The sequence below is a fragment of the Corynebacterium sp. CQ3829_602738 genome (genome assembly GCF_054478435.1).
The window spans coordinates 576,236-597,660 of the sequence record NZ_CM137003.1; the positions used below are offsets into that span (position 1 = coordinate 576,236).

Sequence of the window (21,425 nt, forward strand, 5' to 3'; positions counted from 1 at the left end):
GTTAGGGTAAAAGCTTTTCCACGCTTTGCGGGTCGGCGTCGGAAAGCATCTGGTGGCAACGGTCGTATTCTGCCTGGTCACCGATAGCCTGTGAGGTTACTGCCAACATCGCAATGGCCTTCAACACGCCCTGGTTCGGCTCGTGGGAGGCGGGGACCGGGCCCCAGCCCTTCCAACCGTTGGCGCGCAGGCGGTCCAGGGAACGGTGGTAGCCGGTGCGGGCGTACGCGTAGGCGATGAGCTTGTCGCCGTCACTCAGTTCGCGTTCCGCGCGGGCGGCCCAGACGGCGGGGGAGTCGGGGTGGGCGAGCGCGGTGTCGTCTGCAAGCAAATCCTTGCCCGCGGCCGGATCGGCGGGCAGCTCGATGGGCTTCGGGGCGAGCATGTCGTTGATTTCCATGGCCGCCAGGCTACTAGTTTCCTGGGAGACCGTGACGGGCCAGGCATTCGCGCATATTGTGGGGCGCGTAACCCGATGTGACCTGCGTCCCACACCGAGGAGCACCAATGGCTAGCCCGCTGTATGTCGCCCAAAACGGAACCTACGAGGAGTTCCTGGAGGTCTACGACCCGGAAGCGCACGATGCCACGGAGATGCTGTGCGCCGGACTGATCAACCGCGACCCTGAGGCACGCGAAAAGATCAGCAACGACATGCTGGACCGCGGCGCGGATGCCACGGTCGTGGATTACGGGCAGAACACGTTGACGCTGCTGCTGAGCCACGACCGGCTCGCTGACGGCGACCCTGCACTGGCGCAGCGGCTTATCGACGGCGGCGCCGACGTGGACTATCGCGAAAGCGGTGGCAACGTACCCATGATGCTTGCTATTCGAATCCGCGTTGACGACGACGAACAGCGCCGCCCCCTGTACGAGGCACTGTTCGCCGCGGACGTGGATTTGGACGAGCCGACGAACCTGCGCACCCGAAAGAACTCGATCGGGAAGTGGCTGCGCATGAACGTGGACGGGCGCCCCGGCAAACTCGACGTCTTGGACGAGTTTCTCAAGGCCAGAGGCTATTAGGAGATTCCCATGGCAAGCCCGACGTACACGGCGAAGAAGGGCACCTACGAGGAGTTTCTCGAGGTGTTCGACCCAGAGGTGAATGACCCGACGGACATGTTGTTTAACGGGCTCACCAACAAGGATCCGGAAACCCGCGCCGCGATCTGCAACGACATGTTGGACCGGGGCGCGGATGCGTCGAGAGCCGAGTACGGGCAGAACGCACTGACTGTCCTGCTGGGCAGGCACCGTCATCTGGGGTCCGGTGATGCAGCGCTTGCGCAGAGGCTTGTCGACGGCGGCGCCGACGTGAACTACCGCGAACGCCGGGGATCCTTGGTCCTGCAGCTGGCGATCGAGATCCGTGTGGACGACGACGAGCAGCGTCGACCGCTCTATCAGGCCCTGTTTGGAGCAGAAGAGCTGGATCTGGATCTTCCGTCCAACGCACACGAGCCAGTCATGAGCATCGGTGAGTGGCTGCGCATGAACGCCGACGACCGTCCGGAAAAGCTCTATGTCCTCGACGAGTTCTTGAAAGCAAAAGGTTATTAGCGAGGGAGAGAAAACCATGGCAAGCCCGCTGTATGTCGCCCAAAACGGTACCTACGAGGAGTTTCTGGAGGTCTACGACCCGGAAGCGCACGATGCCACGGAGATGCTGTGCGCCGGACTGATCAACCGCGACCCGGAGGCTCGCGAAAAGATCAGCAACGACATGCTGGACTGCGGCGCCGATGCGACGGTGGTGGATTACGGGCAGAACACGCTGACGCTGCTGCTCAGCCATGACGATCTCGGCAGCGGCGACGCGGCTCTCGTGCAGCGGCTCGTCGCCGCCGGCGCCGATGTGAACTACCGCGAAAGCCACGGAGACACACCGATCAAGCTCGCGGTGAAGATCGGAGCGGAAAGCGACGAGCAGCGCCGCCCCATCTACGAAGCGCTGTTCGGAAAGGATGTGGACTTGGACGAGCCGTCAAGTGTCCGCAACCCTAAGAACAAGATCGGCGAGTGGCTGCGCATGTGCGTGGACCACCAGCCGGAGGGGCTCAAGGTCCTCGACGAGTTCCTCACCGCCCGCGGATTCTAGGGGCGCGTGCGGGGGGTCGTCGCAAATTTGTACGAATCAACAACGCTAAAATCTGACCTGGGGTTTTGCAGGGCAGATTCCGAAAAAATGTCGATTCGTACAAAACCGCCCGGATCTCGGCCCCCTCACTCCCAGAAGTCGGAGGCGTCCAGCCCGAAGCGGTAGAGGCAGCGGCGCAGCAGTGGCATGGATAGGCCGATGACGCTGGTGGGGTCGCCTTCGATGGCGTCGATGAACCAGCTGCCCAGCGCCTCCAGCGTGAACGCGCCCGCGCACTCCAACGGTTGGCCGGAGCGGGCGTAGGCCTCGATGTCGGCGTCGGAGACGTCGCCGAAGCGAATGGTGGTGGCGACGGTGTCCACCACCCACTCGCCACCGAACCACACGGCGTGCCCGGTGAGCAGCTGTGCTTCTTTGCCGCGCTGCGCCTTCCAGCGCTCGATGGTCGCTTCAACGGTGTGGGGTTTGCCCAGCAGTTCGCCGTCGAGGAGCAGCATGGAGTCGCAGCCGACCACCACGTCGCCGGGGAATTCGGCGATGGCAGTCTCTGCTTTGGCGCGGGCGAGGGTGGAAACGGTGGTGGCCGCATCGACGCTGTGAAGCGATGCGATCACCGCGTCCTCGTCGATGTGGGCGGGACGTAGCACGGGTCTCACCCCGCCTTGCTCGAGCAGCATGCGCCGCGACGGCGATTGCGACGCCAACACCAGCCGCATTAGAAGTACGCCGCCGAGTCGAATGCGTGCGGGTTGTACGCGGTGGCGGGGTGGGAGATACCCCAGTAGTTCGCGTCCGGCTGCACCCCGGCGAGCTTGCGCTCGCGCTTAAGCTGCTCCAGGACCTGCGAAAGTGCCGCGAGTTCCGCCTCGGTGGGGTTGCCCTTGAGTACCTGAATGTCCACGTCAGCCTCCTTTTCGTGCCTTACAGCGGGATGTTGCCGTGCTTCTTCTGCGCCGGGTGGCCCACCTTGCGCTCCAGCAGACGTAGGCCCTCGAGCACGCGGTCGCGGGTGGCGGACGGCTCGATCACGGCGTCGACTAGGCCGCGCTCGGTGGCCACGTACGGGTTGAGGTTCTCCTCGGCGTACTTGTCGGCGTCGGTGCCGATGGCTTCGGCGGCGGTGGGGGCGTCTGCAAGCGCGATCTGCGCGGTTGGCCACGCGAACACCAGGTCGGCGCCCAGGCCCTTGGAGCCCAGCAGGGCATACGAGGGGCCGAACGCCTTGCGGGTGACCACGGTGATCGTGCCCACCTGGGCCTCGGCGAACGCGTAGGCCAGGGCGGCCGCGGCGGCAGAGGAGCCTGCGCGCTCCTCCTCGACGGCCGGCAGGAAGCCCGGCGAGTCCACGAACTGCACGATCGGCAGGTTGAACGCGTCGCAGGTGCGGATGAAGCGCGCGGCCTTGCGGGCGGCGTCGCGGGTCAGGCAGCCGGCCAACACGCTCGGCTGCGTGGCGACGACACCAACGGCACGCCCGCCGACATGCGCAAACCCGGTGACCACAGAGCCCGCGTAACCTGCGGAAAGCTCGAAGAAGTCCCCGTCTGTGACGGCGTTGACCACGTCCAGCACGTCGTAGGGCTGGTTGTCGTCGTCGGGGATGAACGTGTCCAGGTCAGCGCCGGAACCGGCAGCCTCGGCGCCCAGCGGGGACGCGGCCTTGTTGTTCAGCGGCAGGTAGCCCACCACCGCGCGCGCCAGCTCCACGGCCTCCGCGTCGGTGGCGGCGGTCAGCTGCGCCAGCCCGGTCTCCGCGGCGTGGACGGCGCTGCCGCCGAGCTGCTCGCTGGTGGTTTCGGTCTCGGTCACCTTACTCACGATGTCGGCGGTGGTCACGTGCATCGACGCGCCCTCGGCCATGATGGTGATGTCCGCCAGCGGCACGCTCGCCGCGGTCAACGCCGCCGCGTCGCCGGCCACGACCGCGATCTGCGGGATCAGCCCGGACGCGCGGGTGGCGGCGCGCAGGATCTGCGCCTGCATGTGCGCGGTGACGATGCCTTCCTTCCAGCGTGGGCCGGTGGAGTCGTAGATGCCGATCAGCGGCACGCCGGTCTTGGTGGCCAGGTCGTAGATCTTGAGCATCTTCTCGGCGTAGACCTCGCCGATCTGCCCGTCGAAGACGGTGGGGTCCTGGGAGAATAGGCATACCCTTCGGCCGTCGATAAGCCCGTAGCCTGTGACCACGCCGTCGGTGGAGGGCTTGGACTTGTCCATCTTGTACGCCTCGACGCGGTGTTTGGCCAGCGCGTCGGTTTCCACGAACGTGCCTTCGTCCACAAGCTTGAGCACGCGCTCGCGGGCGGTGGCGGCTCCGGCTGCGTGCACTGCGTCGATCGCGTCCTGACCGACCGGGGCTTGCGCCTCATCCAGGCGGTTGCGCAGATCCTCGATGCGGCCCGCGGTGGTGGTCATGTCGGGTTTGGATGAACTCATAACGCCTCAGTCTAGATTCCTTGTGTGCCGCCATGCTTATCGACGGCTCCGCCGCCCGCGTTTCACCCTCCACCGACGGGCAGTAGAGCGGCGCCTACGCGCCGAGAAGGGCGAGGGGCATAACGATAATTCCGTCGGGGCGGACGTACGCCTGTTTACCTGTGGTTACCACCATCAGGTTGGTTACCCGGTCCGGGATGCGCTCGCGCAGCCACAGAAGGTGCCGGACGTCGGCGTCATCAACCCGCGGCTTGAGTTTGACCTCAACACCGACGACTTCTCGTTCCGGTCCTTCGACGATGAAGTCGACTTCCCGTTCTCCGGCGTTTGATCGGAGGTGGCACACCCGCGCTCTGGATGCTTGTGCCAGCACACGGAGTGTGAGCGCAGTCAGGGATTCGAAGAGTGGCCCAAACATGTGGGCTGCGCGGTTGCTGAGGAGGCTGGATGCGCCGATGCCGAGCAGTCGTGCCGCGAGAGCGGGGTCAGCGAGGTGGTGTTTGGGGCCCTGCTGCAACCGCTTGAACTCGTTATGTTCCGGAACCCACCCAGGGACTGGATCGAGCAGCCAAATCTTCGCTAAATGCTCGCGGTATGCGAGCGTAGTTTTCTGATTCGGCTGCTCCACCTGGCCGCCCGTTGTGGCGTCGAGCAGCCTCGAGTAGGCGGTGGTCGTGGAAGTGGCCGCGGCATAGGCGCGCAGCCAGCTCCGGAGGCTTTCGGGCCGGCGTACTTCGTAGCCTGCATCGGGGATGTCGCGGTCGATGATGCGCTCGATGTACGAGTCGAGCATCAGCGTTTGGGCCGTGGGGTCAGACGCGGCAATGGCGGGAAAGCCACTGCCGGTAATGAGTTTGGCGTAATCGCCGACCTCGAAATCCGAGTGTCCCGACACATCGTTGTCTCCGCCCAAGATCCTGGCGAAGCTGCACGTGGGGTCGGAAACGCCGCGTTCATGGACGGCCATCGGGCGCATTCTTAACGAGTAGATCCGCCCGGCGCCCGAATGGGAACCCGTCGCGTCGACGGGAGTGGCCGAGCCGGTGAGCAGAAAACGCCCGGGGGCAGTTCCTAGGTCCACTTGGCGGCGAACTGCATCCCAAACCTGGGGGAGATGCTGCCACTCGTCGATGAGCAACGTGCCGTCCGGCGCTGACGAGAGCGAAAAATCGGCCTCCGCAATGCTGCGCATATCCGGATCATCAAGAAACCACGTGGTGGTGGCGCGGCGTTTAGCGGTGGCAGTTTTGCCGACGCCTTTGGGCCCGTCGATGGCAATTGCGGACAGATGGGGCATGAGAAGGTCGAGCTCGTCGTCGAGGGTGCGTCGGAGGTAGGCCATATTGAGCATTGTACTGCACGAAAGCGTCCTACTACCGCATTTTCAGGACTTCTACTACCCAATTTTCAGCAGCTCTACTACCTGATTTTCAGAACTCCTACTACTCGATTTTCAGAAGCGATATGCTCTTTAGCTATGACTGTGCGCGACATTCAGGCCATCCAGGACGCGGTGGCGGAGTACTGGCCGAACGTGCGGTGGGTGGAAACCACCGGCTCCACCAACGCTGACCTGTTCAAAGAAGGCGAGCCCGGCACGGTGCTCATCGCCGACGAGCAGACCGACGGCAAAGGGCGGCTGGGGCGCCATTGGGTCTCGCCGAAAGGCTCGCAGCTGGCCATGAGCATGGTGGTGGAGGTGCCCGAGAAGGTGCCGCCGTTCGGCCTGCTGTCCATCGCGCCGGGTGTTGCCGTGACGGATGTGGTGCCGCAGGCGCGGCTGAAATGGCCCAACGACGTGCAGATCGGCGGCAAGAAAATCGCCGGCATCCTCTCCGCGCTGGACATGCCGCGGGTGATTGTGGGCATCGGCATCAACGTGGCCATGCGGACCGAGGACCTGCCGGTGGAAACCGCCACCGCGCTCAACCTCGAGGGCCTGGATGTGGATTTCGACGACTTCACCGCCGACATCCTGCTCGCCATGGGCAAGCGCCTGAACCAGTGGCGGGAGGGCGACCCGCAGCTGCTCGAGGACTACCGCGCCGTGTGCTCGACCATCGGCCAGCACGTGCGCCTGGAGATGCGCGAGGGCGAGGAGACCGTCACCGGCACCGTCACCGGGGTCAACGACCAGGGCGAAGTGCTTATCGACGGCTCCGCCTTCTCCGTCGGCGACGTCCACCATCTGCGGCCGACGTCCTAGGCGTGCAGTACCCTGCCTGTTTATGGCTGGCAAAGCACCGTTTCGCGTCGGCGGGGACGAAGTTGTCCTCGCCGACGTGTGCGCGCCGCTTTCCTCGCTGACCATCCCGCTGCTGGAGCTGGTGGCCGTGACCGGCGTGGCGTGGATGGCCATCGGCTGGATGGACGTGACCCCGCACGTGGACCCGGGCCTGCGCAACATTGTGGTGCTTATCTGGGCGCTGCTCGTGCTGTGGCGGTTCATCGTCCCGCTGGTGGCGTCCAGGCGCCGGCGCTTCATCGTCACCGACAAGCGCATCCTGGCCCGCGGCCGGCGCGGGGCGGTGGATTCCATCCCGCTGCGCCAGATCCACTCCGTGCGCCGCGAGCGCGGCGGCATCAACGTGGCGGTGTACGGCTACGCTCAGCCGATCGTGTTCGAGCGGGTGGGCAAGACGCGCTCGGTGGAGAAGGTGCTGCAGCGCGCGCTCGGCGCGGCGCGCTAGGCCTGCGGCGCGCGGCCGGCGCCGGCGCCGGCCGCGCGCCTCGCCTCGGGAGCCCCTATCTCCGACACTTCGTGGCGGAATCTGTCAGAGCGCCCCTATATCCCCAGGTCGTCACAAACGGCTGCCGTAATTTGTCAGGAACCCCGTCCGGCGCACCCTTTCCGCCCGGCGCTGGGCGCTACTTGTCGCCCTTGATCTCGGTGGTGTGCAGCTGCTCGTCCAGGTCCTCGGGGGAGAGCTTGCCACCCAAGAACTCGGCGGTGACGGGCAGGTGCAGCTCCATGTCGGTGCCGGGGCACAGCTCGATAACGGCCTCGTCGACGGTGTAGTCCAGCACGTGTCCGCCGCGCGAGTGCTCGTTGTCGATGAAGTGCACGTGGCAGCCCGGCACGCCGATGCCCTTGGCGTACATGGGGGTGCGGAAACCACCGATGACGCCTTCGACGTCGGTGAAGACGTGCTCCGCGTCGTCGGAAACGGCCTCGGACATCGGCGGGTACGGCTTTTCCTGCTTGGTCACCGTGCGCACCACCACTTCCTTGAACCGGCCGGTGATTTTCACGGCGGTGAAGAAGTTGTGGCTTGGCTCGGCGTCGTCGATGAACTTGGCCAGTTCGGAGCGCACCATGCCGGCGGGCGCGTCGAAGCGCATCCTCGGCACGAAGTTGGTCACTACGGTAAACGGGGTGCGCTGGTCCAGATCGGCCACGCGCGCCTTGCCGTCGGAGGTGAGCTGGTGGCACACTCCGTCCAGGATGAGCATTTCGCCGTCGAGGGCGTCGAAGGTGCCCAGGCCGAAGTTGCCTTTGCTCAGGATGTCGCTGATGGTCAGCTCGCCGTCGTAGATGCCGTCGAGAAGCGCGGTCATCAGCGAGTTTTGGAAGATGGTGTGGCGGGCGATCGTTTCAGACATGGCTGCGATGCTAGTCGGAGGGGCGACTACAGTGTGGAGAGTGAGTAACGCCTATGGGATGCCCGTCGTCGCCGTCATCGGCGACGGCCAGTTGGCACGGATGATGCAGACAGAAGCGATCGAGCTCGGCGTGGAAACCCGCGTGCTCGCGGCAAGCAAGGACGCCTCGGCCGCGCAGGTTTTCGGCGATGTGCGCCTCGGCGATTACACCAAGCTCGAGGATCTGCGCGCGGTCGTGGGTGGCGCGGATGCGGTCACCTTCGACCATGAGCATGTGCCCAACGAGTACGCGCAATTGCTTATCGACGGTGGCGTGGCCGTCGAGCCCCGCCCCGATGCTTTGATCTACGCACAGGACAAACTCGAGCAGCGTAAGCGCCTGTCCGAGGCAGGCCTGCCGGTGCCCGCGTTCGCAGCGATCGCGTCGGCCGCGGACGCCGAGGCGTTCTGGGATGAGACCGGCGGCCAGGTGTGTCTGAAAGCCACCCGCGGCGGCTACGACGGCCACGGGGTGTGGTTCCCGTCGTCACGCGAAGAGTGCGCCGAGCTGGTCGAGGACCTGCTGGGCCGCGACCTGCCGCTGATGGCGGAGAAGAAGGTCGCGTTCACCCGTGAGCTTTCCGCGATGGTGGCGCGCAACCGCTCCGGCGACGTGCGCGCCTGGCCGGTGGTGGAGTCGCGCCAGGACGGCGGCATCTGCCGCGTGGCCATCGCCCCTGCGCCGGGCATGTCCGCGGAGCTAGCCAAGCGCTGTGAGGAGCTCGCCGTGCAGGTCGCCGAAGGCTTGGGCGTGACCGGCGTGTTGGCCGTGGAGCTGTTCGAGTACGAGGGCGACAACGGCCCGGAAGTGTCGGTCAACGAGCTGGCCATGCGCCCGCACAACACCGGCCACTGGACCCAGGACGGGTGCGTGACCTCCCAGTTCGAGCAGCATGTGCGGGCTGTGCTGGATTGGCCGCTAGGTGCCGTCGATAAGCTTTCGCCCGCAACCGTCATGGTCAACACCCTCGGCGGCGACGAGGACCCCACTGTGCCGATGGCCGAGCGCGTCGTTGAGGTGATGCGCAAGTACCCGCAGGCCAAGGTGCACCTCTACGGCAAGGACCACCGCCCCGGGCGCAAGATGGGGCACGTCAACGTGTGCGCCGACACCGTCGAGGAAGCGCTCGCCGTGGCCGAGGACGCCGCGCACTACATCATCCACGCAACCTGGAAGGACTAGACACATGGCACAGCCAGTCGTTGGCATCATCATGGGCTCCGACTCGGACTGGGACACCGTCGCCCCGGCCGCCGAGGTGCTCGCCGAATTCGGCATCCCCTTCGAAGTGGGCGTGGTCTCCGCGCACCGCACGCCGGAGAAAATGCTGGCCTACGCCAAGGAAGCGCACACGCGCGACCTGCAGGTGATCATCGCCTGCGCCGGCGGGGCGGCGCACCTTCCGGGCATGGTGGCGGCAGCGACCCCGCTGCCGGTCATCGGCATCCCGCGCGCCCTGGACACGCTGGATGGGCTGGACTCGCTGCTGTCCATCGTGCAGATGCCGGGCGGCGTGCCGGTGGCGACCGTCTCCATCGGCGGGGCGAAAAACGCCGGTCTTCTGGCCGCACGCATCCTGGGTGCCGCCGACCCGTCCGTGCAGCGCAAGATGGTGGACTACCAGGCGCGCATGGCGGCCGAGGTCGAGCGCAAGGACGAGGCGCTACGCAAGCGCCTGATGGGTGAATAACCCAATCGTCGTGCTGGGCGCCCGCATCGTGGACGGGCGCCCTTCGCGCATGCTCGAATTCCGGCTGCGCCGGGCGCTCGAGGTGTGGCGTGCGGATCCCGCGCCGCTGGTGGTTACCGGGTTTGGGGAGGCGGAGGTGATGGCCGACTGGTTGCTGGTCCGCGGGGTGCCCGAGTCGTCGATCGTGCTGGAGCCGGAGGCGCGCTCCACCAACGAAAACCTGGAACGCTCCCGGGCGCTGTTCCCGGAGGCCGCGTGCCTGACCGTGGTGACCAGCGGGTTTCACGTCTTGCGCACCCGCGTGTGGGCGTGGCACCTGGACATTCCGGTGCAGTTGGTGGCGGCGCCGACCCCGGAGACGTCGCGGGTGAAAAACTACGCGCGGGAGGTGGTGGCGCTGCCGCACTCCGTGGCGCGTGTGGCGTGGCGCCGTTTCGTGCGCCGGGTATTTGGGCGGTAGGGGTCGGATTTTCGTATACGATATCCGCATGGAAAAGATCCACGGCAAATCGATCACCGAAGAGCAAATTCAGCAGTGGGCTGATGAGGCTGAAGCGGGGTACGACCTTTCAAAGCTGCCGGCTCCGCGCCGAGGTCGTCCACCAGTAGGTAAAGGTGCAGGCACGGTCGTACCGGTGCGTCTCGACGACGAAACGGTCGCCGCCCTCATGGCCCGCGCCGAAGCGGAGGGTCTGACCACCCGGTCGGATGCGATCCGCGAGGCTATCCGGCAGTGGACTGGGGCAGACCTACAGAGCTAAACCCCGAGTAAGTGATCCAGAGTAAGGCCGATTTTGGGCCATGCTCTGGATCCCTTACTCGGGGTTTGTGGAATGGGGGTCGCGTTGAGACGGGGGTTGCGCTGGGGCGGAAGCGCTACTTCTGCAGGCCCGGCAGGTTCAGACCCAGGTGCGGGCCGGCGAAGTAGAGGCCAGCGGCGCCGATGGTGGCCACGATGGCGAGGATGCCGGCGAGCAGGCCGGCGAAACGCTTGGCGTTGTCGATTTCGTCCTGGGTGTACTCGGAGCTGCCCGGGCCGCTGGACTGCTTGCCCTGGTCGGCCTGGTCAGAGGTCTGGTCGGTGGCTGCGGCAGTGTCGGTTGCCGGGGCGGCGGTGGCCACCGGGGCAACCCCGGCGACGAGGGCGACGGCAAGTGCGGGTGCGATGGCGCGGCGGGAGATAGAGCTGGTGAGCATGAGCGGTCCCTTCATGGGCGTGAGCACGGGTGTATCCGCCACAGAATAACCGACCCCGCCGGAGAGTCCCGTCACCGGCCCGCGAAGCTACTGTCCGTCGATGAAGCGGGTGACCTTCTCCGCCTCGGCGATCTCCTGCAGCCGCTCGGCGGAGACCAGCCCGGTGACCACCACGACGGAGCCGCCGGCGGCGATGGGGCCGAGCACGTTCGCGGCGAACTCGTCGGTGGTGTGCCAGTCCTGCACCAGGTAGCGCTCGGCTTCGATGCCGGGCACGGCGAACGAGCTCAGCGAAGGGGATTGGCCGAAATAGTCGTCGCCGTAGAAGCGCACGGTGGGCCCGAAGTCCACGGTGCCCACGGGCAGTTCGCCGCCGGCTTCCACCACGCCGCGGCCGAACGGGTCGTCGGAAACCACCACGCAATCGGGCACTTCGCTCCACCGCGCGGCGCCGTCCAGGGTGGTGAAGATGAGCTCTGGGGCGGGGGCAGCGGAGGCGTCGATAAGCGGGGTGCGCGAGGAGTTGTACGCGCCGATGGCGATGACCGCCGCTTGCCACGACACCGGCAGGTCGATGGCGACGTTGTCGCCGGCGTCGAATTCCTCATCGAGCATGTTGGCGACCTTGCTGGCCCAGTTGTCCAGCGTCTGCGCCGAAAAATCCATGCGCACGCCGCGCGAGTCGTCGTAGACGGTCAGGCGCGGCGTCGACGGGTCGGTCTGCATTAGCGGTGCGAGCATGCTCATGCCCGCCCATCGTAAGGGGCAATTGCTTTACGACGCCAACATGATCGACGCGCCCGGCCCCAACGGAAGATCGAACTGGTACCAGATGAACAGCAGCACCAGCCAGAACATCCAGAACACCACGGTGAACACGATCAGGCGCGACATCAGGGTGCCGATGCCGGCCTTCGGCTCGTAGCGGCGCAGCTGGGTGAGGATGACGATGATGTACGGGTTGAGCGGGGTGATGATCTGCGTTGCGGAATCGCCGACGCGGTAGGCGGCCTGGATGAACGCCGGGTCGAAGCCGATAAGCGCGAACATGGGCACGAACACAGCGGCCATGAGCGTCCACAGCGCAGACCCGGAAGTGATGAGCAGGTTCAGGCAGGAGGCGAGGATGACGAAGGTGATGATCGCGCCGAAGCCGCCGATGCCCGCGGATTCGAGGGCTTCCGCGCCCTTGACGGCGGTCCAGGTGCCGATGCCGGACCAGTTGAACAGCGCGATGAACTGGCCGAGGATGAACGCCAGCACCAAGAAGCTGGTCATTTCTTTGATGGACGAGCCCATCATCTCCGTGACGTCGGTGACGTTTTTCACCGTGCCGGAGACCTTGCCGTACACCAAGCCCATGACCACGAAGTAGAGCACCACGATGAACACGGAAGACTCCATCAGGGGCGAATCCGGCAGAAACGTGCCTTCCTCGTTGCGCCACGGGGAGCCCGGCACGAGCACGGCGACGGTGCCGACAATGGTGAGCAGGAGCGTGACCCACAGCGTGGCGGTCAGGCCGCGCTTTTCTTCGGCGGTGAGCTCGGCGGTGATCTCGTTGCCGTCGCGGTCCAGGTCCGGGGCGTCCTCGCCTTCGGCGACCTCGGTTGGCACGCCCATTTTGTTCAGGCGAGGTTCTAGCACCTTGTCGATGATCAGGCCGGCGATGAAACCCAGGATCGAGGCGGAGGCGATGTTGAACCAGTAGTTGGACATCACCGTGACCTCGTTTGCCTCCAGGCTGGGCAGCGCCTCCATGACGGAGTTGGTGATGCCGGCAAACAGCGCGTCTAGGGAGCCGGGCAGGATCGACGTTGCGTAGCCGGCACCCACGGAGGCGAAACCACCCAGCAGGCCGGCGACGGGGTGGCGGCCTGCGGCCTTGAACACCATGGCGGCCAGCGGCGGGATGACAATGAAGGCCGGGTCCGCGATCAGCGAGGCGGACACGCCGATCAGGCCCACCGCGTAGGGCAGGACGGTCTTGTTGGCGGAGCCGAACAAGCGGCGGATCAGCGCCGAGAGCATGCCGGAGCGCTCCGCGATGCCGACTGCCAAGATGATGGGCATCACGTAGACAAGTGGCGGGAACCCGACGTAGTTTTCGCCCAGGTTCACGGTGAACCAGGCCAGGCCCTCCTTGGTGAAGAACCCGTGGATCGGGCGGACCTCGTCGGAGCCTGGGACCTGGACTTGGGCCCCGGACCAGGCCATCACCGTGGAGATGACGGCGGTGATCAAAAACAGGAGCAGAAAGAGGGTGAACGGCTCGGGGAGCTTGTTTCCCACCTTCTCGATGGTGTTGAGGACGCGGTCGGTCGCGCCCTGCTTTTCGGGCGCGCCACTCGTTCCGGTGGTTGTTGTGGTCTCTGGCGATGGCTCGGGCCGTGGTGTGCGAGTCATGCAATCTGGTTCTACCAAACCGCGAGCAGGGTTTTCTCCAGTTTCAGGAAAATGCCTGGAATTTCATTCCCGGAATGTGGGACAAGGTCTGGTGGGGTGGGGGCTAGTTCACGCAGCGCGGGCTGTCGCCGTCGGCGGTGATCTCGGGGCCGATCTCGGTCGCGCCGAAATCCTCACCCGGCGTGCCCACAGGCGCCTCCTGCTGCGCTTCCTCCTCGGTCATGAGACCCGGGCCTGCGTAATCGTCGGCCACGACCGCCACCATCGTGCCCGGCTCGAGCGTGGCGTTGGCCACTACCGGCACACCGCCGAGGATCCGGGCGAGCTCCTGGGCGGCAGGGTCGTCCGCGTCGGGCGCCACAACCTGGCTCTGGTAGTACAGGCCGTCCATTGCGTTGGCCACCTCGGAAACTTGGATGCCCTGTTTGCCCAGCTCCTCGCCGACGCGGCCCGCCTGGCCCGGCACAGCCCCGGCATTGAGCACGATGACGTCCTGGGAGCTAAGCGTCGACGACGCCGCGGAGTCGGAAGAGTCTGCGGAGTCGGAGGTCTCGGTGGTGTCCTCTTCTTCCTGATCGGGCTCCACCGCGTCTTCCATGAACCGGTGCACCTGGGCCACGTCGACGGTGACGATAGATTCGCCGTAGTCGCCCACACCGTTGACGGAGGTCACCGGAATGGTGGTGAAGGTGACGTTGTCGCCGGCCAGGCCGGAAAGTTGCTGGGCGAAGCGGACCACGTCCCAGTCCTTGTCCAGCGTGACGGAGCGCTCGGCGGCGTTAGCCAGCTCGCGCAGGCGCGCCGGGTTGGTCAGGGTGCCCGCAGAGAGCATGTTGCGCACCAGCGACGCCATGAACGTCTGCTGGCGGACAATGCGGTCGAGGTCGCCGCGCGGCAGGTCGTGGCGCTGGCGCACGAACGACAACGCCTGCGTGCCGTTGAGCGTTTGCACGCCGGCGGGGAAGTGGGCGCCGGACAAAGGCTCGTCCACCGCGTTGTTCAGGCACACGGTCACGCCGCCCACGGCGTCGGTGAGCAAGACGAAGCCGAGCAGGCCCACCTGCGCGAAGTGGTCCACCTCCACGCCGGTGAGGTCAGCCACCGCGTCGATCAGCCCCTCTTGGCCCGCGCGCGCGACCCGCTGCTCCAGCTCGGGGCCTTCGGACATGCCCTCTTCCTCGACCAGCTCTTCGCGCTTGTCGGCAGCGTAGGCGCCGTAAACGCCGTTGATCTTGAGGTTGCCGTAGGTGGAGTCGTGGACGTAGGTGTCGCGCGGGATGGAAACGGCCGTCGCCTTCGAGCCATCCTCCGGGATGCGGACAACCATGATGGTGTCGGTGTTGATCTCGCCATCGGCCACACCGGCGTTGAGGCGGGCGAGCTCGTCCTCGCTTAAGGGGTTGCCCTGCGCGTCCGTGCGCGAGTCGGAGCCGACGAGCAGGATATCCACCGCGCCGTCGAGCACCGCGTCGTCCTTGTTGCCCTTGCCCTTGGATTTGCTCTGGGAGCTCACGTCTAGCTCTGAGGCGGACAGCTGCCCGCCCAGGCGGCCGACGGCGAAGTAGCCGACGCCGGACAGGGTGATCGCCAGGGCGGAGACTACAGCCAGCACTCCTTTGACCACAGGGTGGCCGGACTGGGACACGTCTCGCGTTCGCGATGGTGCCGCCTGAATGTCGCGGGCACGCCGATTGGGGTCAGTCACGCGGGGAAGTATACGACATTCCCTCCCGAATACCCTCGGCTGTGCCTGTGCCGTACACCAATTCCGGCCCCACTGGTGGGTATGATTCCAGCCATTGTGAACGCTGACTCTCTCCATCCGACTGACGCGCCGCTCGCGGTGATCACGGTGACCTACTCGCCGGGCGAGCATTTGTCGCACCTGATTGCGTCGCTCGACGCGGCAACGCGCGGCGAGGTGCATTTGGTCTGCGCGGACAACGGCTCCACAGACGGCGCGCCCCAGCGCGCCGCCGCTGAGCACGAGCACGTGGAATTCCTCCCCACCGGCGGAAACATCGGCTACGGGGCGGCGATTAATGTCGCAGCCGCGGCACTTGCGGAGCGTCGAGAAGCGAATGCGATCCGAAACGACTACTTCCTCATCGTCAACCCCGACGTCGAGTTTGGCCCGGGCAGTATCGACGAGCTGATCCGCTGCATCGACGCTGCTCCAAAGGCGGGGGCGGCGGGCCCGCGCATCGAGGAAGCGGACGGCTCCGCGTACCCGAGCGCCCGCGAGGTGCCCGGGCTTGCCACAGGCATCGGGCATGCATTGCTTTACGACGTCTGGCCACGCAACCCGTTTTCCCGCGCCTACAAGGCGGACGCGAACATGCACGTCCAGCGCACCGCAGGGTGGCTCTCGGGCGCGTGCCTGCTGGTGCGGTGGGACGCGTTCGACGCCATCGGCGGCTTCGACGAGCGCTACTTCATGTACCTCGAAGACATTGACTTCGGCGACAGGCTTACGCGCGCAGGGTGGGACAACCTGTACTGCCCGTCGTCGGTGATCCTGCACGACCAGGGCCACGTGGCCGGCAAGTTCCGCAAGGTCACGGTGCCCGCCCACCACGGCTCGGCCTACCGCTTCCAGCGCGACAGGCACCCGCACCCGTGGCAGGCACCGCTGCGGTGGGCGTTGTGGCTCGGGCTGAAGGTGCGCGGGGCGTTCCAACTTGGCCTGCGCAAACCGCGGCGGCGCACCGATACTTAGTTAGACCACAAACACCAGGAAGAAAAGGACAAGCAATGGCAACTTCGGAGCACATCGGCGCCGCGCAGGCGCCCGACGGGGCAGTCACTGAGATGGACGCGGTGATCCTGGTGGGCGGGCGCGGCACGCGTCTGCGCCCGCTGACGGTGTCCACCCCGAAGCCGATGCTGCCCACCGCGGGCTACCCGTTTTTGGCGCACCTGCTCGCCCGCATTAAGGCGGCAGGCATGAACCATGTGGTGCTGGGCACGTCGTACAAGGCTGAGGTGTTCGAGGAGTACTTCGGCGACGGTTCCGAGTTCGGCTTGGAAATCGAGTACGTGGTGGAGGAAGAGGCCCTGGGCACCGGCGGCGGCATCCGCAACGTGTACGACAAGCTGCGCTACGACAACGCCATGGTGTTCAACGGCGATGTGCTCTCCGGCGCGGACCTGTCCGCCATCGCCACCACCCACGTGGACAAGGACGCCGACGTGACGCTGCACCTGGTGCGCGTGCCGGATCCGCGCGCGTTCGGCTCGGTGCCCACCGACGAGGACGGCAACGTGCTGGCGTTTTTGGAGAAGACGGAGGATCCGCCGACCGACCAGATCAACGCCGGCTGCTACGTGTTCAAGCGTTCTGTGATCGAGCAGATCCCGGCCGGGCGCGTGGTGTCGGTGGAGCGCGACACGTTCCCGGGTCTGCTGGAGGCGGGCGCGAAGGTGGTCGGCCACGTGGATTCGTCCTACTGGCGCGACATGGGCCGCCCGGACGATTTCGTCCAGGGGTCTTCCGATGTGGTGCGCGGCATCGCGTACTCGCCGTTGCTCGAGGGGCGTACGGGCGAGTCGCTTGTGGACGACTCCGCTGGCGTCGCGCACGGCGTCATCCTCATCGGTGGCACGGCTGTGGGCCGCGGCTGCGAGATCGGGGCCGGCTCGCGTGTGGACGACTCGGTGATTTTCGACGGCGTGACCATCGAGCCTGGCGCGATGGTGCGCAACTCGATTATCGCCGCTGGTGCGCGGATCGGCGCGAACGCGCGGATCACGGACTGCGTGATCGGCGAAGGGGCAACGATTGGCGCGCGTTGCGAGCTGCAGGCGGGCATGCGCGTGTGGCCGGGCGTGGAAATCCCGGATTCGGGAGTGCGTTTCTCTCCGGACGCGTAAGCGACACGCCAAAACTGAAAAATAGTTGCTCAATTCGGCGCCGCTACCATATGTAGTACCCCCGATGTGCACCCCCATCTTCTGGCGCGTGTGACTAATGTGACTCGTGTGACGAGCGACGTGGGAAATGGGGGGCGGGGGACCGAAACTGCAGAATTCTGGTTGCGGCTATTTAGTGTCCCGGTGTGTAATCACAGCAGTGTTATCCGCAGTGCCCGCCAGCCGGGAACTGCGGTCACCACTCTTATACGACCGACAAGCAACTAAGGAAGGTAATGGCGTGGAAAACCAGGCAGACGCCACCCTCCGCGGCGCGGCCGCAGGAGGGATGACCCTCGACGAGTTGTTCGGCGCCGTCGAGCAGGAGTGGCAGGATCAGGCGCTGTGCGCCCAGACCGACCCGGAGGCGTTTTTCCCGGAGAAGGGCGGCTCCACCCGCGAGGCGAAGCGGATCTGCAAAGCGTGCGCAGTGCGCGACGAGTGCTTGGAATACGCGCTCGAGCACGACGAGCGTTTTGGCATTTGGGGCGGGCTCTCCGACCGTGAGCGCCGCCGCCTGAAAAAGCAGATCGGCTAAGCCCTACCAGGGGAAGTCTGGGGAGATAGTCCTCGGATCCAAGTTGAGGTAATTGGCCACAAGAGCGGTCAGAACCCAGGTGATGAGTTCTGACCGCTCTTGTGTTTGCGCTGCCCGGTGCTCGATGGGCATGCGGAACACCACGAAGCGTGCGCGGGTGGGGTTGCCCTGCTTGTCCACCCCGGCCTGCAGCACGCGCCCGAGCGGCACCGGGCCGTCGGCGATGATCTCGTCCGGAAACACCGTCATGTCGGGGCTGAGACGCATCCGGGGAATAGTGTCCACGGCAAGGTCCACGCCGGCCAGCTCGTTGAAGTACTGGTTGTGCAGCGGTGCGTAGGCGTCGATGACCAGCTGGTCGAAGCTGTCTGCGCGGGTGCGGTAGCGCGGCACGCCGATCGGCAGGATGGGCCCGCGCACACCGTGGCCGTGGCGGTTGCGGGCCGGTTGCACGTGGGAGGGGCCAGTGGAGCTCATAGCTGGCAATGCTATTGCGCCGCGGGGCGCAGGTGGCGCGGGCGCGCCGCGTTGCACTATCGAAATCTCAATGTGGGGTTTAGACTTGGCGCCGTGAATATCTACCGCCGTTGTTGCCGCCCCGGGTGCGGCCGGCCCGCCGTGGCCACGCTGATCTACGCGTACGCGGATTCGACGGCAGTTATCGGGCCGCTCGCGCCCGCCCCGGACCCGCACGCGTGGGATCTGTGCGAGCGCCATTCCGCGCACATCACCGCCCCGGTGGGCTGGGAGCTAGTCCGCGTCGAGCACGTCGAACTCGACGACGAACTGGACGAGGAGAACACCGACATCACCGCACTCGCGGAGGCGGTGCGCGAAGCAGGACGGGTGACCACCGGGCTGGTGGAAACCGGCCAGGACCCGATCGAGTACTCGGCGGAGAAAGACTTCAACAACCCGGACACCTCCAACCACCCGGTGCACCGCACGAAGCGGGTGGAGGAGCAGATCGCGGCGGCCAAGGCGGCGCGTCGCTCCCACCTGCGCATCGTGCCGGACCCGGAGGTAGAGCAGTAGCAACAGCGGTCTGCGCAGGCCCGTGTCGGGGGCGCGCGATAAGATACCGCGCATGGCTATTGAGCACACAGAAGCAACGCTGAAAAGCGTGATCAAGGCGTACGACGTCCGCGGCGTCGTCGGCGAGACCATCGACGAGGACTTCGTCCGCACCGCTGGCGCGGCGTTCGCGCACATCCTGCGCGGGGAAGGCGAGACCCGCATCGCTGTCGGCCACGACATGCGCCCGTCCTCGCCGGCGCTTGCAGACGTCTTCGCCCAAGGCGCCGCCAGCCAGGGGATCAACGTGACCCTGCTGGGCCTGACGTCCACCGACGAGCTCTACTTCGTCGCCGGCACCCAGCGCTGCGCGGGCGCCATGTTCACCGCCTCGCACAACCCGGCGCAGTACAACGGCATCAAGCTCTGCCGCGCGGGTGCGACCCCGGTGTCCACGGACACCGGCCTGGGCGAGATTGGCCGCATGATCCTCGAGGGCGTGCCGGGGTACGAGGGGGAAGCGGGAGTCGTCGATAAGCATGACGCCCTGGAGGAGTACGCCTCCTACCTGCGCGAACTTGTGCCGGTGCCCACGCGCCGCAAGCTTGTTGTCGCGGTGGACGCGGCCAACGGCATGGCCGGCATGACAGTGCCGGCGGTGCTGGGGGACATGGACATCCGCCCGCTGTACTTCGAGCTCGACGGCACCTTCCCCAACCACGAGGCGAACCCGCTGGACCCGAAGAACCTTGTGGACCTTCAGAAGTTCACCGTGGAACAGGGCGCCGACATCGGCCTGGCCTTCGACGGCGACGCGGACCGCTGCTTCGTGGTTGACGAGCGGGGTGAGGCCGTCTCGCCGTCCGCGATCACCGCGCTGATTGCCACCCGCACGCTCGAGCAGCACCCGGGCGCGACGATCATCCACAACCTGATCACCTCCCGCGCGGTGCCGGAGCTGATCGAGGAGCACGGCGGCAAGGCGGTGCGCACCCGCGTGGGCCACTCCTACATCAAGGCGCAGATGGCGGAGCACTCCGCGCTGTTCGGCGGCGAGCACTCCGCGCACTACTACTTCTCGGAATTCTTCAACGCCGACTCCGGCCTGGTGGCCGCGCTGCACGTGCTGGCCGCGCTGGCGGAGCAGGACGCGCCGCTGAGCGAGCTGATGGGCGCCTACGAGCGCTACACCGCCTCCGGCGAGATCAACTCCGAGGTCGCCGACCAGGCAGCCGCCACGCAGCGCGTGGTGGACGCGTTTGCGGAACGCGCGGAATCCGTGGACACCCTCGACGGCGTGACGGTGCAGTTGAAGGACTCCAAGGCGTGGTTCAACGTGCGCGCCTCCAACACCGAGCCGCTGCTGCGGCTCAACGCCGAGGCGCCGACGCGCGAGGAGGTGGACGCGCTGACCGAGGAAATCCTCGGCATCATCCGCGCATAAGCTTCCCCGCGTACGCTCGCGGGGTATGAGCGGATTTTCCAGGGAAGACGCCCTGTTTTTCGACATCGCCCACGAGGGCGCCCAGCTCCGCGCCGTGGGCCAGGCGGCGCACCTGCTTGCGGGGCTGCGCGGGCTTGCACCCCGCAGCGTGGTTGTGCTGGCCACCGACCAGGTCGCGGCCGCCGCGGCGCGGGCGGTGGCGGCGTTCGCCGCCCCGCTCGAGGTGCCGGTGGTGGTCGCCGACCAGCTTCCGGCGTACGTCGGCGCGCTCGACGTCGTGGTAGTTGTGGGCGACAACGCCGGCCGCGAGGAGGACCTGCGCGGTTTGACCACCGCGGCCAGCCGCGGCGCCGAGACCATCCTCGCGGGCCCGAACAAGGGGCCCTTGCTTGACGACGCACCACAGGCCGCCACCGTCATCCCCGCCCTGCCCGACACCGCCGGGGACTCCCCGCTGCGCACCTGCGCCGTCGTCGGTGCCGTGCTGCTCGCGCTGCGCCAGCCGGCCGAGGTGGTGGCGGAACGCTTCGAGCTGCTGGCATCGGAGGTGGACGCGGAGCTGGAGTCCGTCTCCCCGAAGCGCGACGTGGCGGTCAACGCCGCGCGCAAACTGCGCGCCCAGGCCGACGGTGCCCGCGTGCTGCACACCGGGTTCGGCCCGGCAGGCAGCGCGGTGGCGCAGCTTGTTGCGGCCCTGTGGTCTACGCACGGCATCCCCGCCTCCTTCGTGGACGCGCGCGAGCTGCCCTTCGCCGTCGAGCGTGCTCAGGAGGGCAATTCCACCGCCGCCGCGGACGATATCTTCCACGACCCCTACCTCGACGGCCCCGCGAAGCTGGTAGGTTTAACAACCGTTGTTTGGTCGTGCGAGGCCACCGATCCGGTGGTCCCGGCAGGCAGCCAGATCGAATCCGTGGAGACCGATGCGGATGATCCGGCGGCCCGCGCGGCGCGCCTGGTTGCCCGGGCCTACGCGGCGACGGCGCTTGCCGCCGACGCCACCGGCGGCACCGACGCTGTCGCCGCCACGGAGGAGTAGAA

At 66.5% G+C, this 21,425-nt stretch carries 26 protein-coding genes; 15 read left to right on the top strand and 11 right to left on the bottom strand.

Going from position 1 to position 21,425, the window contains the following annotated elements; genetic code table 11:
• Position 1 precedes the first annotated feature (1 nt).
• Positions 2-400, bottom strand: coding sequence for a DUF3151 domain-containing protein (locus ACX1NL_RS02745; RefSeq protein ID WP_181889924.1), 399 nt, complete (start codon positions 398-400; stop codon positions 2-4).
• 107 nt (positions 401-507) lie between these two features.
• Between ACX1NL_RS02745 and ACX1NL_RS02750 the strand changes: the two genes are divergently transcribed.
• The 3 genes from ACX1NL_RS02750 to ACX1NL_RS02760 are packed head-to-tail and all read left to right on the top strand — an operon-like array spanning position 508 to position 2,104.
• Entirely contained in the window at positions 508-1,029 is a 522-nt protein-coding gene (locus ACX1NL_RS02750; protein WP_181889925.1) for a hypothetical protein, read from the top strand.
• A 9-nt stretch (positions 1,030-1,038) separates the two neighbouring features.
• Positions 1,039-1,566 (top strand): hypothetical protein, encoded by a 528-nt coding sequence (locus ACX1NL_RS02755; RefSeq protein ID WP_311390270.1) that lies wholly within the window; start codon positions 1,039-1,041, stop codon positions 1,564-1,566.
• Between the two features lie 16 nt (positions 1,567-1,582).
• Positions 1,583-2,104: a hypothetical protein gene (locus ACX1NL_RS02760; RefSeq protein ID WP_458898544.1), complete on the top strand. Its 522-nt coding sequence runs from the start codon at positions 1,583-1,585 to the stop codon at positions 2,102-2,104.
• 125 nt (positions 2,105-2,229) lie between these two features.
• Here ACX1NL_RS02760 and ACX1NL_RS02765 read toward each other — a convergent pair whose 3' ends face one another.
• The 4 genes from ACX1NL_RS02765 to ACX1NL_RS02780 all read right to left on the bottom strand — a co-directional run bounded on the left by ACX1NL_RS02765 (position 2,230) and on the right by ACX1NL_RS02780 (position 5,882).
• Positions 2,230-2,820: a Maf family protein gene (locus ACX1NL_RS02765; protein ID WP_311390013.1), complete on the bottom strand. Its 591-nt coding sequence runs from the start codon at positions 2,818-2,820 to the stop codon at positions 2,230-2,232.
• Positions 2,820-3,005 carry an acyl-CoA carboxylase epsilon subunit gene (locus ACX1NL_RS02770; protein ID WP_181889929.1) on the bottom strand — a complete coding sequence of 62 codons (186 nt, stop codon included), beginning with the start codon at positions 3,003-3,005 and terminating at the stop codon, positions 2,820-2,822. The genes ACX1NL_RS02765 and ACX1NL_RS02770 overlap by 1 nt, the downstream gene beginning before the upstream one ends.
• A gap of 20 nt (positions 3,006-3,025) precedes the next feature.
• On the bottom strand, positions 3,026-4,540 hold the full coding sequence (locus tag ACX1NL_RS02775; protein ID WP_458898545.1) for an acyl-CoA carboxylase subunit beta: 1,515 nt from the start codon (positions 4,538-4,540) through the stop codon (positions 3,026-3,028).
• Between the two features lie 94 nt (positions 4,541-4,634).
• Positions 4,635-5,882, bottom strand: coding sequence for an ATP-binding protein (locus tag ACX1NL_RS02780; RefSeq protein WP_458898546.1), 1,248 nt, complete (start codon positions 5,880-5,882; stop codon positions 4,635-4,637).
• 135 nt (positions 5,883-6,017) lie between these two features.
• Here ACX1NL_RS02780 and ACX1NL_RS02785 point away from each other — a divergent pair, with 135 nt between their 5' ends.
• Entirely contained in the window at positions 6,018-6,746 is a 729-nt protein-coding gene (locus ACX1NL_RS02785) for a biotin--[acetyl-CoA-carboxylase] ligase (protein WP_458898547.1), read from the top strand.
• 22 nt (positions 6,747-6,768) lie between these two features.
• Positions 6,769-7,230 carry a hypothetical protein gene (locus ACX1NL_RS02790; protein ID WP_239356843.1) on the top strand — a complete coding sequence of 154 codons (462 nt, stop codon included), beginning with the start codon at positions 6,769-6,771 and terminating at the stop codon, positions 7,228-7,230.
• A gap of 178 nt (positions 7,231-7,408) precedes the next feature.
• On the opposite strand, the gene budA is transcribed toward ACX1NL_RS02790, so the two are convergent.
• Positions 7,409-8,143: an acetolactate decarboxylase gene (gene budA, locus ACX1NL_RS02795; RefSeq protein ID WP_301613834.1), complete on the bottom strand. Its 735-nt coding sequence runs from the start codon at positions 8,141-8,143 to the stop codon at positions 7,409-7,411.
• Positions 8,144-8,201: 58 nt separating this feature from the next.
• Here budA and ACX1NL_RS02800 point away from each other — a divergent pair, with 58 nt between their 5' ends.
• From ACX1NL_RS02800 to ACX1NL_RS02815, 4 genes are read left to right on the top strand one after another with little or no spacing between them, the layout of a single operon-like run.
• Complete coding sequence (locus ACX1NL_RS02800; protein WP_458898883.1) at positions 8,202-9,365, top strand: 5-(carboxyamino)imidazole ribonucleotide synthase; 1,164 nt, start codon at positions 8,202-8,204, stop codon at positions 9,363-9,365.
• 4 nt (positions 9,366-9,369) lie between these two features.
• Positions 9,370-9,873: a 5-(carboxyamino)imidazole ribonucleotide mutase gene (gene purE, locus ACX1NL_RS02805; protein ID WP_070845032.1), complete on the top strand. Its 504-nt coding sequence runs from the start codon at positions 9,370-9,372 to the stop codon at positions 9,871-9,873.
• A 49-nt stretch (positions 9,874-9,922) separates the two neighbouring features.
• Positions 9,923-10,333, top strand: coding sequence for a YdcF family protein (locus ACX1NL_RS02810; RefSeq protein ID WP_202032303.1), 411 nt, complete (start codon positions 9,923-9,925; stop codon positions 10,331-10,333).
• Between the two features lie 28 nt (positions 10,334-10,361).
• Positions 10,362-10,634, top strand: a complete 273-nt coding sequence (locus ACX1NL_RS02815; RefSeq protein ID WP_458898548.1) for a ribbon-helix-helix domain-containing protein — start codon at positions 10,362-10,364, stop codon at positions 10,632-10,634.
• Between the two features lie 115 nt (positions 10,635-10,749).
• Here the strand turns inward: ACX1NL_RS02815 and ACX1NL_RS02820 are convergent, their stop codons facing one another.
• The 4 genes from ACX1NL_RS02820 to ACX1NL_RS02835 form a co-directional block, all read right to left on the bottom strand.
• Entirely contained in the window at positions 10,750-11,070 is a 321-nt protein-coding gene (locus tag ACX1NL_RS02820; RefSeq protein ID WP_458898549.1) for a hypothetical protein, read from the bottom strand.
• An 87-nt stretch (positions 11,071-11,157) separates the two neighbouring features.
• The gene (locus tag ACX1NL_RS02825) at positions 11,158-11,817 is read right to left on the bottom strand and encodes a TIGR03089 family protein (RefSeq protein WP_239306704.1); all 660 of its coding nucleotides are present in this window, start codon (positions 11,815-11,817) and stop codon (positions 11,158-11,160) included.
• 27 nt (positions 11,818-11,844) lie between these two features.
• On the bottom strand, positions 11,845-13,476 hold the full coding sequence (locus tag ACX1NL_RS02830; RefSeq protein WP_458898550.1) for an AbgT family transporter: 1,632 nt from the start codon (positions 13,474-13,476) through the stop codon (positions 11,845-11,847).
• Positions 13,477-13,579: 103 nt separating this feature from the next.
• A complete protein-coding gene (locus ACX1NL_RS02835) occupies positions 13,580-15,181 on the bottom strand; it encodes an LCP family protein (RefSeq protein WP_458898551.1) in 1,602 nt (533 codons plus the stop codon).
• A gap of 81 nt (positions 15,182-15,262) precedes the next feature.
• On the opposite strand from ACX1NL_RS02835, the gene ACX1NL_RS02840 reads away from it, so the two are divergent.
• From ACX1NL_RS02840 to ACX1NL_RS02850, 3 genes are all read left to right on the top strand, one after another.
• Positions 15,263-16,195, top strand: coding sequence for a glycosyltransferase family 2 protein (locus ACX1NL_RS02840; protein ID WP_420840207.1), 933 nt, complete (start codon positions 15,263-15,265; stop codon positions 16,193-16,195).
• 35 nt (positions 16,196-16,230) lie between these two features.
• Complete coding sequence (manB, locus tag ACX1NL_RS02845; RefSeq protein ID WP_070844803.1) at positions 16,231-17,349, top strand: mannose-1-phosphate guanylyltransferase; 1,119 nt, start codon at positions 16,231-16,233, stop codon at positions 17,347-17,349.
• A 328-nt stretch (positions 17,350-17,677) separates the two neighbouring features.
• On the top strand, positions 17,678-17,926 hold the full coding sequence (locus ACX1NL_RS02850) for a WhiB family transcriptional regulator (RefSeq protein WP_171194374.1): 249 nt from the start codon (positions 17,678-17,680) through the stop codon (positions 17,924-17,926).
• Between the two features lie 3 nt (positions 17,927-17,929).
• On the opposite strand, the gene ACX1NL_RS02855 is transcribed toward ACX1NL_RS02850, so the two are convergent.
• Positions 17,930-18,403 carry a metallopeptidase family protein gene (locus ACX1NL_RS02855; RefSeq protein WP_070476127.1) on the bottom strand — a complete coding sequence of 158 codons (474 nt, stop codon included), beginning with the start codon at positions 18,401-18,403 and terminating at the stop codon, positions 17,930-17,932.
• 93 nt (positions 18,404-18,496) lie between these two features.
• Here ACX1NL_RS02855 and ACX1NL_RS02860 point away from each other — a divergent pair, with 93 nt between their 5' ends.
• From ACX1NL_RS02860 to ACX1NL_RS02870, 3 genes are read left to right on the top strand one after another with little or no spacing between them, the layout of a single operon-like run.
• The gene (locus tag ACX1NL_RS02860) at positions 18,497-18,961 is read left to right on the top strand and encodes a DUF3499 domain-containing protein (protein ID WP_458898552.1); all 465 of its coding nucleotides are present in this window, start codon (positions 18,497-18,499) and stop codon (positions 18,959-18,961) included.
• A 52-nt stretch (positions 18,962-19,013) separates the two neighbouring features.
• On the top strand, positions 19,014-20,384 hold the full coding sequence (locus ACX1NL_RS02865; RefSeq protein WP_458898553.1) for a phosphomannomutase/phosphoglucomutase: 1,371 nt from the start codon (positions 19,014-19,016) through the stop codon (positions 20,382-20,384).
• Positions 20,385-20,409: 25 nt separating this feature from the next.
• Positions 20,410-21,423: a hypothetical protein gene (locus tag ACX1NL_RS02870; protein ID WP_458898554.1), complete on the top strand. Its 1,014-nt coding sequence runs from the start codon at positions 20,410-20,412 to the stop codon at positions 21,421-21,423.
• Positions 21,424-21,425 lie beyond the last annotated feature (2 nt).